The sequence below is a fragment of the Bradyrhizobium sp. USDA 4503 genome (assembly GCF_054055815.1).
In genome coordinates this window covers 1,719,230-1,731,818 of the sequence record NZ_JBSRXS010000001.1, presented here as the reverse complement: position 1 = coordinate 1,731,818, position 12,589 = coordinate 1,719,230, and the positions used below count along the sequence as shown (strand labels likewise).

The window sequence follows — 12,589 nt, the reverse complement described above, 5'->3', positions numbered from 1 at the left end:
GACCCTGATCTTCGCGTGTCTACGCGGGCTCGGTCGAGACCGCAGTCTCCACTGAGTCCATCGAAACCCAAGGCGCCCCTTCCCGGGCGCCTTTTTTATTGAGGAGAGATCGAGATGACGATCAAGGCACTTCGCGACAAGAAAGCGGGGCTGATCGCCGAAGCCAATGCGCTCACCGCTAAGGTGGCCGATGGCACCATCACCGATGTCGAGGCGGCCCGCCTGTCGGCAATCATGGACGACGTCGCTTCCGCTGGTGACAAGCCGGCGCAGGTCAGCGAGTTGACCCGCGTCAACCAGGCGATCGCCCAGCAGGAGCGCCTGATGGACGAGCAGCGCTCGATGGCTCCGGCCCCGGGTGCGAACGCCGAGACCGCGGGCGAGCGTGCCGAGCGCACCGCTCCGACCGTGCCCGCCGAAGCGAAGAAGAAGTTCGGTTCGCTCGGCGAGCAGATGGTGGCGATCGCCAACGCCGGCAAGCGGATCGCCGTCGACGACCGCCTCGAGTGGCAGGCCGCCAGCGGCATGAACGAGGGCGGCGGCCAGGACGGTGGCTATCTGATCCAGCAGGACTTCGTGCCGGAGCTCATGAGCCGTGCGTACGACCGCTCGGATCTGCTCTCACGCACCCGCCAGCTGCCGGTCAGCCCGGCCTCCAACGGCGTGAAGATCAACGCGCTGAAGGACTCGAGCCGCGCCAACGGCACCCGCTTCGGCGGCGTCCAGTCGTTCTGGACCGGCGAGGGCCAGCAGAAGGTCGGCTCGCAGCTGTCCTTCCGCCAGATGGATCTGCGGCTGCACAAGCTGACCGGTCTCCTCTACGCAACCGACGAGTTGCTCGAGGATGCCGTGATGCTGAACAGCTTCATCCCGGAGGTCTTCGGCGACGAGTTCGCCTTCAAGATCGACGACGCCATCTTCGAGGGCAGCGGCGCCGGCATGCCGGCCGGTGTCATGAAGTCGGCGGCGTTGGTCACCATCGCGGCTGAGGGCGGCCAGGCGGCGGACACCGTCGTGGTCGAGAACATCGTCAAGATGTGGGCTCGCCTGTGGCTGCGTAGCCGCCAGAGCGCGATCTGGACCATCAACCAGCAGATCGAGCCGCAGCTGATGCTGATGAAGATCGGCAACATGCCGATCTACCTGCCGCAGGGCAGCATCGCCGGTCAGCCGTACGCCACGCTGCTCGGCCGCCCGATTGTCCCGACCGAGTTCAACTCGCAGCTCGGCGACAAGGGCGACATCGCGCTGCTGGATCTGCAGCAGTACCTGACGATCCAGAAGGGCGGCCTGAAGCAGGACGTCTCGATCCACGCCCGGTTCATCAATGACGAAACGACCTTCCGGTTCGTCCTGCGCATGGATGGCCAGCCGATCTGGGATGCCCCGCTGACGCCGTTCAAGGGTGCCGACACCCTGAGCCCGTTCGTCACGCTCGCCGACCGGCCGTAACCAGCGGTCTGAGCACCGGGCGGCGGTCTTGATCGCCGCCCGCCTGCGAAGATCACCCCTGAACCCATCAATCCACGGAGATCTCCATGACTTCGCTCACCAGCGAGAAAGTCGTCCTGGCCGGCATCATCAACCCGGCTGCCAACGCGGCCGGCACCCTCACCACGAACTGGGTGTCGATGGCGACGTTCGAGGAACTGCTCGCCATCATCGCGGCCGGCGCCTTGGGCGTGAACGGCACCATCGACGCCAAGCTCCAGCAGGCACAGGACGGTACGGGTACCGGTGCCAAGGACATCGTCGGCAAGGCCATCACGCAGCTGACGCAGGCTGGCACCGACAAGTCCAACAAGCAGGCGCAGATCAATGTCCGCGCCGAGGAATTGGACCGCAACGGTGGCTTCTCGTTCGTGCGGTTGTCGATGACGACTGCCGTCGCGACGAGTCCGTCGACCGCCGTCCTGCTCGGCGTCAGCGCGCGGTATTCCCCGGCGGCACCGGCGGCGTCGCTGGTCGAAACCATCAAGTAGCCGCTGCGTTGAACTGACCTTCAGTTCAGCGTGAGCACCGAACCGCGGCAGCGCTCCAAAGCGCTGCCAAACCCATTCTTGCAGGAGTCCACCACGATGGATGACAAGGTGAATATCACGTTCGACCAGACCCGCGTGGTCGACAACGAGCATGCCGGCACCGCGAACGAAACCCGCTTTGAGGAGGGCAAGACGTACCCGCTGTCTCCGCGCTCGGCTGATCGTTGGGTGAAGCGTGGTGTCGCGCACTTCACGACCGAGGAGGACGCGGCCAAGGCACGCGGCGCGTCGTCCGACGTCGCCCTGAAGCTGCAGGATGCCGATCGGCAGGATCCGAACGCGTCGCGCCGGCAGCCGGAAGGCACCGGTGGCAAGGACAACGCCGACGACGGAGATCTCAGCAAGAAGACCGTCGCCGAGCTCCAGGCCATCGCGGCCGAGCGCAAGGTCGACATCTCCGGCCTGACCAAAAAGGCAGACATCATCGGCGCCATCGAGAACGACGCCAAGGTGAAGGCCGCGATCGAGGCTGGCAATTTCGATGAACTGACCGTGCCCGAGCTCCAGAAGCTGGCCGCGGACAAGAACATCGACCTGGGCGGCAAGACCGCCAAGGCGGACATCGTCGAGGCCGTGAAGGCTGGCTCGGTGCCGGCGGCCGCGTCCTAACCGTCGCTGTGCAATCCCAGCGCCCGGGGCAATAGCCTCGGGCGCATGGCCCGCGAGGTGCTTGCGCATGTTCTCCGTCGTCGAGCCCGCAACTGACCGCAAACTGACGACGCTGGAAAACGTCAAGACCGAGTTGGGGATCACCGACGGCACCGAAGACGCCAAGATCGGCCGCCTGATCGACCGGCTCTCGGCCATGGTGTGCGACTATCTCTTGGTCCCGGCCGCCGTTGATGGCTCCAAGACGCTCGGGCTCGAGACGCTGGAGGAGAAGTTCGTCCACAGCCCGTGGTTTCGCCGTCGTCGCGGGCCGATGATCTTGGCGCGTCATCCGGTTACCGAGATTGTTTCGGTCACGATCGGCACCGTCACGATCGACCCGACCGACTACGACTTCGACGGCGGTACCGGCGAGATGTGGCGGCTTGGGGTCGTTCCGCCGCCGAGCATCGGCTGGGCACCTGGTGTCCGTACCGTGGTCCGCTTCAAGGCCGGTTGGACGCTGCCGGCAACCGCCAATTTCACACTCCCTCTGGCGATCGAGGGCGCCGTCATCGGCATGATCCGTGCCGCACGGTTTGCCGCCGACCGCGATCCCACGGTGAAGTCGGAATGGACGACCGATATCGAGCGCCTTGAATACTGGGTCGGCCAGATCGGCGAAAACGGTGCATTCCCGCCCGATATCGCTGCCGCGCTCGAGCAGCACGGCTACGAGCCGGAGTTCGGCTGATGGATGCCGCAGCAGCAGCGAGGGCGCGCCGCGGCATCAACCGTCGCGGGCACATGGTCCGCTTCAAGCGCGCGAAAGGCGGCGCGACTGCGCAGGTGAAGGCCGTTATCGAGGGTTATTCGCCGGACGAGTACGTGAACGGCATCACGGCGGGCACCAGGCACCTCATCGTGTCGGTGCTCGACCTGCAGGCACTGGGATTTCCGACCCCGGTCGCGAAGGGCGACAACATCTATCTTGGTCCGAACCTCGATTGGCCGACGACCGTGCAAACGGTCGATACCGACCATCGCGAGTATCAGGGCTGCTACGAAATCGTCACGTCGGGGCAGTGATGGCCAGGATCTCGACGTTCGAGCGGGATCTCAAGTTCGCGACCGCCGGCATGGCGCCGGAGAACATCGCGAAGGGGCTCGCAGCATTTGCACGGTCCGAGTTGTCGAAGGCCATCCAGGAAGGCATCGGCTCCGAGCGGTACGAGAAATACGTCAACGGTCGGCTTGACGCCGAGGAAGAGACGGTCGCGCCCCCGGGCCCGATCCTCTACGTGTTCCACTGGTGGCGCGAGATTGTTGAGTACGCGCTGCAGACCGCGGTCGAGCGATCGCCGGATGACTCGGGCCGCTACAAGCGCTCATGGTTCATCATGACGCCCGGTGGCGTCGTGAAGAGTTTCGACGAGATCCCGCTCAACGCGACGGTGATCTTGACCAACAACCAGCCGTACAGCCGCAAGATTGACGTCGGTCACATGCAGATGTCGGTGCCGCCGGGCATCATCGAAGACGTCAAGAAAGCCGTGATGGCGCGTTTCGGCAACTTCGTTACGGCGAAGCGGACCCTGATCCCGCTCCCGGGCGGCTACATCCTGAAGGGCCACTTCCGGCGCGGCTATCGGCCGTACGCGCGGCGGAAGCTTCGGCCCGACACCATGGCCGGTGCGCAGATGACTTATCCGGCGCTGGTTCTGTCGATGAAGGTTTCCTGATGGATCTGCTCAACGACGAGGTCTACGACGCGATCCGCGCGCTCCTCGGCTACGTCGATAACGAGACCGGGGTAAAGGTCGACGGCCAGTGGGATTTCGCGGTCGCGCCGCTCGTCTATGAGAACGAGGGCGACAGCGCGCCGAGCGGCGAGATCTCGCCGTGGGTTCTCGTCATGCTGGTCTCGACCTTCTACGGACAGGAAAGCATCGGGGGCGGCGAGGGCGCCGGCGATAATCGCTGGGACGAGGAAGGCACTCTCTGGTTTCACGTCTTCACGCCGCGCAACACCGGTGCCGGCCAGGCACGGCGCATCGCGAAGGGACTTGTCCGGATGTTCAGGGGCCTGACGCTGTTGGAAGACCGCCTCGAGTTCTTGGCCGCTGATCTGGCATCTGGCGATCCCGGTGCCGAGAACGCGAACTACTACCTGATGTCAGCCAGCATCGCATGGGGCCTGACCGAGGCCGAATAGGAGCACGAGACATGACCGAGTATTCCGTCCTGAAGGCGTTCAACACCGTGAACCGCCGCTTCAAGCCCGATGACGAGCGCAGCAACGTCGTCAAGAGCGACGACCTGCTGGCGCCGCACACCATCGAGACGCTGAAGTCGCGCGGCTTCATCAAGGAGAAGGACGACAAGCCGGCTCCGGTGCCGGCTTCGGCGACCGTGCCGCAGAACAAGCTCGAGACGAGCGCGCCGGCGGCCCCGGCGACTTCCGAGAAGTAACCCCACCAACCATCGCTGACCTCACGCAAGGCGCCCCATCGGGCGCCTTTTTCATTGGGAGAACGCCGTGACCTCATCCAACCGTACGCAACTCGCTCTCGTTCGGGAGACAACGCCCGGCGTCACCCCGACGACGCCGCGCATGCGCAAGGTCAGGATGACCGGCGAGTCGCTTTCCCTTGCGCCGACCTATGTGGACTCGGAAGAGATCCGCGACGACCGCATGCTCGGGGATCCGATCAAGACGAACGAGTCGACCAACGGCGGCATCAACGGCGAAATCTCGTTCCCAGATGATGGCTCGCCACTGTCCGAACTCCTCATGTCGGCGTTCGAGAATACCTGGGTGAACGCGCCGGTATTCTTCAACGACGGTACCGCGGACAGCGTGATCACCGATGCCGGCACGACGGCCAGCACCTATGCCGTGGTGTCCGGCGGAGCCGCGGTGAAGGTCGGTATGCTGGTGCGCGCGACTGGCTTCGGCCAGGCGGCGAACAACCAGGTCTTCCGCGCCTCGGCGTCGACGGGTACGACGATTGTCGGTGGTACCGGTATGGCCGCGGAGGCCGCTCCTCCCGGTACCGCACGGCTCAAGGTGGTCGGGTTCGCCGGTGTCGCTGGCGACATCACGGCACTGGCGGACGGTCTGGGGTCCACGGCGCTCGATTTTACCACGCTCGGCCTCGTGGTCGGGCAGTGGATCAAGGTCGGCGGCACCGCCGATGCTTCGACGTTCGCCTTCCTGGTGGCCGCCGGAGCCAAGCCGCGCGCGGCCGCCTATGCACGCATCAGCGCGATCGCGGCCAACAAGCTGACCCTGGACAATCTGCCGTCGGGCTGGACCACCGATACCGGTGCCGGCAAGACGATCTCGGTCTTTATCAGCGACCAGATCAAGAATGGCGTCACGCCCAACACGATGACGATCGAGAAGGGCTTCCTCGGCATGCAGACGCCGGCCTTCATCAAGTATCTCGGCATGCGGGTGAACACCTTCAACGTCGACATGCAGAGCGGCGACAAGCTGAAGTGGTCTGCGGATTTCTTGGGGCTCGGCGGTGACGAGACGACCGTCACGCTCGACGCCGCGCCGGATGGCGTGACGACCGGTGTCGTTATGGCAGCCAATGCCAACGTCGGTCGGCTGGGCGTCAATCAGGCGCAGCTTGGCTCCCCGAACTGGGCCAAGGGCTTCTCGGTGCAGATCAACAACAATCTGCAGGCGCTGGATGCCGTCGACTCCGACGCACCGGTTGCATTGGACGACGGTGAGTGCACCGTCACCGGAAAGCTGACCACCTATTTCGGCAGCCTTACCGAGGTGCTGGCCTTCCGCAACGGCACCCCGCGCAACATCAACTCGCGGGTCCAGAAGAACGGTCAGGCGCTGATCTGGCAGGTGCCGCGGGCCGTCTACCGCGGCGGCGGCAACCCACAGGCCACGGCCAAGAACACGCAGGTCATGGCCGACTTCGATTACCAGGCCGCGCAGGATGTCGTCACCAACGCGCATATCCTGCTCGATCGCTTCGAGTACGTCGAATAGTCGATCGGCGACCGTTCGGCCGAACAATTTTGTGCCGCGCTTCATGCGCGGTGCCCCGAAATACCAGCGATCTGGACCGGTCGGTGCCGGTAGAGGATTGGTGTCCTCGAGATCGCTGGTTCACCCCCTGGCGCCCGCCGGGCTTCCCTTGCTCTCCAAGGTGACACCAAGCCATGACTGAATCCCCCAAGAAAGTGCGTAAGTTGAAGCTGTCGTCGATGAAGGTCAACAGCCAGAAGGAGCGCGAAGGCGACTGGATGCCAGCGCTCGATATCGACGATTGCGGCGATATCAAGTGGTTCGTCCGCTCGACGAACTACGCCGAGTTCAAGACGGCCCGCGACGTTATTCAGATCAAGCTGACCAACAAGCACGGCCGCAACGTTCCCGAAGACGTGCTCGCCGAGGCTTACGGAAAGCTCGCGGTCGAATATCTGTTGCTCGGTTGGATTGGCCTCGTCGACGACAACGAGCAAGACATCGATTTCTCGGAAGAGACCGCGCGCGAGATCCTGACGGATCCTGAGTACCGGCTCGTCCGCGGCTCGATTTATCTCGCCGCTTCCCGCGTCGGTCTCCAAGAGACCGAGTTCGTCGGAGCCGGCGCAAAAAACTGAGGGCCGCCCTTCGCTACGAGCTCGAGCAGAAGGGCACGGACGAGTGGCTCGCTCAACTAGCCGAAGAAGATCCTGACGCCGAAGCATTCGCGGCGCAGGCGGAGCGGCCGCCAGAGGCTGAGCTCCCGATCTGGGCGGAGACCTATTGGCGCGCCTGGCATGCTCTTCGGTTCGATCGGCAATACGGGGCCATGGGCGGCCAGTCTCCGATCAGCTTCCTTTCCATCGATACCTACGCGCGGCGCTACGACATTCGTGGCGTCGAGTTCGAGACGTTCTTGGCGTTTGTCAGCGCCATGGACGAGGAGTTTCTCGAGCACGTTCAGCGCGAGGCGGAGAGGGAAAAGGAAGCTGAGGACGAGCGCAAGCGGCTGAGAGAGGGAGGGCATCCAAATGGCGGGAACAGCGCTTTCGTCCCTCCGAGTCACATCTGACTTCGACGCCTCGGGCTATGTCCGGGGCGCGCAGCAGAAGGTCGACGCCGACAGCAAGATGATTGCGAGCGACAAGGCTCGCAATGCCGCTCTTGCGCAGTCGGATGCCGCGCTCGCGAAGATCCCGGGCGGCATGGCCTCGGTCAGCAAGTCGCTGCTCGATGGCTATGGCGCCGGCGCGCAGTTCGAGGCCATCATCCGCCGGATCGGCAACGCCGCCGACCGGGGCATGGGCATCGATCGCGTCAACCTCCTCCTGGACGCGGCTTACCAGAAGTTCGGCCTGACCGCAGATGCCGCGTCGCTGGCCGAGAAGGGATTTGTCTCGATCGCCGGTGCAGTTGGCCGGCTGAACGAGGAATATTCGATCCATGCCGAGGTGGCGACCCGCGCCGCGGCCGCGATCGAGCAATTGACCGTGGCGCAGCGGTCGCAGGCAGCGATCAACGCGCAGTTCGGCATCGGCGACGACACCAAATCAGCCCAAGAGAGCGCTGACGCCTTCCTGGCACAGTACGGCGGCCTCGAGGGGGTCGCGCGAGCCAAGGCAGCGGAAGCCGGTGCCGCATTCGGCGCGGATCTCGACCGTCTCATGATCGCCGGCGCGGCGAAGTCGGCGAAGGACGCCGCGAGCGTCTTCGATGCCGACCTGCGGCAGATCGACGACGTCGCCCGGATGCGGGCCGAGCAGGCCGGCGCCAATTTCCAGCGCAGCCTGACTGAGGCGCTGGGAGGTGGCGGAGCCTCGGCGACATCGCAGGGCGCCACCTATGAAGCTCTTGCCGCGCAGGTGGCCCGTCTCGATCAAATCGAGCAGGCCCGGGCAGCACATCTCGCCGCAAGCACGCAGCAGTCGATCGCGCAGGCCTTCGGCTACGACCAGGTTACCAAATCGGCGAGGGCGTCGGCCTCCGCGTTCATGGATATCGACGCCGCCGGCGCCGCCATGGCCGCGGAATTCGATGAAGCGATCGCGGCCGAGCAGAAGATGACCGCCGCCGCGGAGCAACTGCGCTCCAAGATCGCGCCGTTGGAGACCGAATTCCAGCGCCTCGGCGCCGAGATGGCTTCGTACAAGAAGCTGCTGGCTGACGGCTACATCTCCACCGGCGAGTACGAGCAGGCGCAGGTGATGCTGGCGAAGCGGCTGACCGACGTCCAGCAGCAGCTGAAGAACGCCAGCACCACGGGCCGCGTCGCGTCCGGCGAGCTCGTCAACCTTTCCTATCAGCTGAACGACGTCCTCACGGGACTGGCGCTCGGTCAGTCGCCGTTCATGATCTTGGCGCAGCAGGGCGGGCAGGTCTTCCAGATCTTCCAGTCGTCCAAGGCAAGCATCACGGACTTCGCGAGGGTGGTCGGATCGAAGTTCCTCGGCCTCCTCAGTGTTGGCAGAGTCGTTTGGGGCGGTATCGCAGCAGCCATCGGCATCGGCGTCGCGGCGCTGATCTCGTTCCAGGACAAGCAGCAGGAGGTAAACAGGTCGCTTCTCGGGTCCGGTCGTGCCAGCGGTGCAACAGCCGGCAGCATCAACTCCATAGCGGACGCCGGCTCGTCGCGATCTGGCTTGTCCGTGGCCGAGGCCCGCTCATTCGCGGCCACGTTGGCTGAGACCGGCAAGATCGCCAACGACAACATCCTGCCGATCGTCCAGATGGGCAAGGATATCGCGACGATCTACGGCACCGACGCCTCGGAAGCGGCGAAGACGCTGGCGCAGGCCTTCGCCGACCCGGTGAAGGGGGCCGAGGATCTCAATCAGCGGCTCGGCTTCCTGGATGCCGCGACGAAGCAGAACATCGCGGACCTCGTCGCCCAGAACAAGGTCTATGCCGCTCAGGTCGTGCTGGCGACCGCCGTGAAATCGGGTCTGGTGGATGTCGCCAACACCGTATCGACGACGCGGACCGCATGGACGGCCCTCGGCAACGCCGTTTCGAACGCATGGGATTCGATCGGCAAGAGCATCTACAACGTCCTGAATCCGGTGCAGGGGCTCGATGCGCAGCTGGAGGCAGCGAAACGGAAACTTGAGCTCCTGCAGAGGACGAGCGGCCGCACGGTCGACCCGGACACCGGTTTGCTGGGGCCGATCGCTGATCCCGCCGCAACCGCCGCCGCCCAGGCACAGGTCGACAAGCTCACCGCCGCGCTGCAGAGGCAGAAGACCGCCGCGGAGGACGCCCGCAATGCGCAGCAATCGCTGGCGCAACAGCAGGCTATCCGCACCGCGCTGCCGATTATCGGGCAGACGCAGGATCTCCAGAACCAGCTGAAGCTGCTCCAAGACCTCGCCGCGGCGCCGGATGTCGACCAGAAACTGGCCAAGGTCGGGCAGACCATGGATCAGCTGCAGCGCTCGATCGCGGCGACCAGCGCCGCGCTGGCAGCCCTGCCGAAGAACGCGCTCGTCGACTTCCTCGGCGCCGCGGCCAGCCCCGCGGAACGCCTTGCTGCCGGACTCGAGCAGATCCGTACCAAAGCGGCGCAGATCAACGCCTCGCCGGCCGACACCGGCCGCGCGATGTCCGCCCTGCAACTCGATATCGCCTCGAGCGTCCAGTCGGCGCGGATGTCGGCGCTCGGGCAGTCGGCCGGCGTCCTCGACAGCGTCCGGCAAAAGACGCTTGAGCTGCAGCGGGCACAGGAAGCCGGTGCCGGCCTGACGGCAAAGCAGATCAAGGACCAACTGGACCTCGCCCGCGCGCAGGCCGACGGCTCGCTCCAGATCAAGGCGCAGGCTGATGCGTTCGGGATCCAGACCGCGACGATCGGCATGTCCGCCGGCGCCGCGGCCGAGTATGTGGCCCGGATGACGGCTTTGACTGATGCCGTCCGCAACCACAAGGAACTGACCGACCAGGATAAGGCCGCGATCGATGCGCAGGCCAAGGCCCTCGGCGCCGCAGCGCAGGCGAATGCCCTCAAGCAGATCCAGAACGATATCCGGTTCGGGTCGCAGACCTCGCTGCTGTCGCCCGACGACGTCCAGATCGCGCAGCAGCTGAAGACGCTCTATCCGGACGTCGCGACGGCGCTGAACTCGGTCGAAGCCGCGGCTCTCCGCACCAACGCGGCGTTTGCATCGGTCTCGTCGACCATTTCGAGCGATCTGGTGACCGGCGTCACTGATGCGCTCGACGGGACCAAGAACTTCGGCCAGGCGTTCTCGGACACCTCGAAGCTCGTGATCCGCGCGATCGAGGAGATGATCGTCAAGCTGCTGGTCATCGGCCCGCTGATGCGCAGCCTCCAGAGCTCGTTTGGTGGCGTGACCGGCGGCGGCCTCGATTTCGGCTCGCTGCTCGGGTCGAGCGGCGTCACCTATGGCACGCCCGGTGCCGCCGGCAGCAACCTGTTCGGCCCGCTGGCGCCGAGCGCGCTGGGCAACGTCTTCGCCCGCGGCAACATCGTGCCGTTCGCGCGCGGCGGCGTCGTAACCCGGCCGACGCTCTTCCCGATGGCCAACGGCGGCACCGGTCTCATGGGCGAGGCCGGAGAGGAGGGCCGTCATGCCGCTGCGCCGCGGCCGCGATGGGCGCCTCGGCGTTTCCGCGGGCGGTTTCGCCGGCGGGGCGGCCAACGACAACGGCGCCTCCGGCAACGTCACCGTGAACATCTACAACGCGCCGTCGGGCTCGGATCCTCAGACCAGCGTCAGCCGGACCAACAACGGCACGCAGGTCGACATCGTGTTCAAGAACGCCGTCACCGGCCTCATGGTCGACGACGCGGCTCGGAATGGCCCGATCTCGCAGGCCATTTCGTCCCGCCAAAAGGGTTTCGGGAGCTAAGCGATGGCCCTTCCGTCCTGGCCCGCGGTCAACAGCCGACCGCAGAAGAGTGGCTTCCAGATCCAGAAGCGGTTCCTCGAACCGATCGCAACCGACATGGAAGGCGGCAACACCCGCGAGCGGGCGCGGCCCGGCGACAATGTCGGGACCATCGTCCAGACGATCAGTCTGACCAACGCCGAGCACGATGTTTTTGTCGCTTGGGTGCGCGACACGCTCAACAACGGCTGCGGCCGGTTCACTGCGCCGGTCTGGCTTGGTTCGGCATACGCCACGAAGACCTGCAAATTCGCGAAAGGTGGCAAGCCCAGCTACGTGCCGACGTCGTCGAGCCGCATCGCCGCCACCATGACGCTCATGGTGTTTAACCTCTGATGGCGACGCATAACGAAGCGCTCCTCGAGGCCTATGCGTCGTGCCCGCCCAGCGCGCGGGTCTACCACACGCTCGAGATATGGCAGTCGTCGTTCGATGTCGCGGCGCGGGTCGTCGCGAACGTCGGCGACGACATGACCTTCGGGATCGAATTGTCGGCACCGCGAAACCCTGGCGAGACGGTCACCTTCATCGCGTGCCCGTTCGAGTCTTCGTACCCAGAGCAGCGGCAGGGGCAGCCGCCGCAGACCAACATCAAGATCGACAACGTTAATCGCGAGCTGCTGCCGAAGATCCGGGCTGCGCTCGGCTACCGCGAATACATCTCGGTCCTGTACCGGGAATATCTCGCCTCGGATCTCACGCAGCCGTCCTATGGCGCAGTCGAATTTGAGCTCCGCAACGTCAAGGTGGTCGGCGCCTCGATCAGCGGCGCCGTGATGGTGAAAAACCTGCAGAACAAGCGGTTTCCGCGCCTGACCAAGAATTACGACTATATCGAGTTTCCGAGCCTGCTGCCCTAATGGCGGGACGTCCGGCAAGAAGGTCCGCTCTTCCTCCGAAAGGCGACGTTACAACAGAGTTGGGCAGTGTCAGAGTTGGGCCAGAAGCAGAAGCACCGTCGCTCAATGACAAATCATAGGCATACCAGAATAAATCCACAGTGCACCCGTTGCGATCCCACACAGCCATCCGATGATCGACCAGCCTCCTGCTT

At 64.9% G+C, this 12,589-nt stretch carries 13 protein-coding genes; all 13 read left to right on the top strand.

Going from position 1 to position 12,589, the window contains the following annotated elements; genetic code table 11:
- Positions 1-114 precede the first annotated feature (114 nt).
- Positions 115-1,452 carry a phage major capsid protein gene (locus ACVMIH_RS08350; protein ID WP_456861270.1) on the top strand — a complete coding sequence of 446 codons (1,338 nt, stop codon included), beginning with the start codon at positions 115-117 and terminating at the stop codon, positions 1,450-1,452.
- A gap of 86 nt (positions 1,453-1,538) precedes the next feature.
- Entirely contained in the window at positions 1,539-1,982 is a 444-nt protein-coding gene (locus ACVMIH_RS08345) for a hypothetical protein (RefSeq protein WP_456861268.1), read from the top strand.
- A 135-nt stretch (positions 1,983-2,117) separates the two neighbouring features.
- On the top strand, positions 2,118-2,651 hold the full coding sequence (locus ACVMIH_RS08340) for a Rho termination factor N-terminal domain-containing protein (RefSeq protein WP_456861266.1): 534 nt from the start codon (positions 2,118-2,120) through the stop codon (positions 2,649-2,651).
- Between the two features lie 67 nt (positions 2,652-2,718).
- Complete coding sequence (locus ACVMIH_RS08335) at positions 2,719-3,384, top strand: hypothetical protein (RefSeq protein ID WP_456861264.1); 666 nt, start codon at positions 2,719-2,721, stop codon at positions 3,382-3,384.
- Positions 3,384-3,719 carry a hypothetical protein gene (locus ACVMIH_RS08330; protein ID WP_456861262.1) on the top strand — a complete coding sequence of 112 codons (336 nt, stop codon included), beginning with the start codon at positions 3,384-3,386 and terminating at the stop codon, positions 3,717-3,719. The genes ACVMIH_RS08335 and ACVMIH_RS08330 overlap by 1 nt, the downstream gene beginning before the upstream one ends.
- The gene (locus ACVMIH_RS08325; RefSeq protein ID WP_456861260.1) at positions 3,719-4,372 is read left to right on the top strand and encodes a hypothetical protein; all 654 of its coding nucleotides are present in this window, start codon (positions 3,719-3,721) and stop codon (positions 4,370-4,372) included. The genes ACVMIH_RS08330 and ACVMIH_RS08325 overlap by 1 nt, the downstream gene beginning before the upstream one ends.
- Positions 4,372-4,845 (top strand): phage tail terminator-like protein, encoded by a 474-nt coding sequence (locus ACVMIH_RS08320; protein WP_456861258.1) that lies wholly within the window; start codon positions 4,372-4,374, stop codon positions 4,843-4,845. The genes ACVMIH_RS08325 and ACVMIH_RS08320 overlap by 1 nt, the downstream gene beginning before the upstream one ends.
- An 11-nt stretch (positions 4,846-4,856) precedes the next feature.
- Positions 4,857-5,102: a hypothetical protein gene (locus ACVMIH_RS08315; protein WP_456861256.1), complete on the top strand. Its 246-nt coding sequence runs from the start codon at positions 4,857-4,859 to the stop codon at positions 5,100-5,102.
- A gap of 67 nt (positions 5,103-5,169) precedes the next feature.
- Entirely contained in the window at positions 5,170-6,651 is a 1,482-nt protein-coding gene (locus tag ACVMIH_RS08310) for a phage tail tube protein (protein ID WP_456861254.1), read from the top strand.
- A gap of 173 nt (positions 6,652-6,824) precedes the next feature.
- Positions 6,825-7,268: a hypothetical protein gene (locus tag ACVMIH_RS08305; protein WP_456861252.1), complete on the top strand. Its 444-nt coding sequence runs from the start codon at positions 6,825-6,827 to the stop codon at positions 7,266-7,268.
- The gene (locus ACVMIH_RS08300) at positions 7,265-7,702 is read left to right on the top strand and encodes a phage tail assembly chaperone (RefSeq protein ID WP_456836011.1); all 438 of its coding nucleotides are present in this window, start codon (positions 7,265-7,267) and stop codon (positions 7,700-7,702) included. Before ACVMIH_RS08305 ends, ACVMIH_RS08300 begins: the two co-directional genes overlap by 4 nt.
- 229 nt (positions 7,703-7,931) lie before the next feature.
- Positions 7,932-11,864, top strand: a complete 3,933-nt coding sequence (locus ACVMIH_RS08295; protein WP_456861250.1) for a phage tail length tape measure family protein — start codon at positions 7,932-7,934, stop codon at positions 11,862-11,864.
- 6 nt (positions 11,865-11,870) lie between these two features.
- Positions 11,871-12,395, top strand: coding sequence for a DUF1833 family protein (locus ACVMIH_RS08290; protein ID WP_456861248.1), 525 nt, complete (start codon positions 11,871-11,873; stop codon positions 12,393-12,395).
- Positions 12,396-12,589 lie beyond the last annotated feature (194 nt).